This is a genomic window from Bradyrhizobium sp. Ken64 (genome assembly GCF_055807555.1).
The window spans coordinates 1-235 of record NZ_JBVVPA010000145.1 but is presented as its reverse complement, the minus strand read 5'-3'; the positions used below and the strand labels follow the sequence as shown (position 1 = coordinate 235).

1 pseudogene is annotated in these 235 nt (G+C 60.9%); it reads left to right on the top strand.

Features of this window, described 5'->3' with window-relative positions:
- Positions 1-235: pseudogene (locus AC0L2F_RS35985) on the top strand (hypothetical protein); the annotation flags it as partial.

The following is a 235-nucleotide window of genomic DNA, read 5'->3' as shown; positions in this document are numbered from 1 at the left end:
ATCGAGCTGGACCATACCAGCAAGACCTGGCAGACCGCAGACTTGCTCAAGCACCCGGAGGCGCAGACGGTGCAAATCGTCGATGACGTTTCCTACAAGTGCAACATGACCTATCGCGCGGTGCCCTTGGCGACTCTCCTATCGGGCCTTAACCCCGCAAGCCATCTGCAGGCAGTCGCCCTTGACGGCTTTGCCGCTGAACTCGCCGCTGCGCCATTGCTGGAGAAAACCGGGG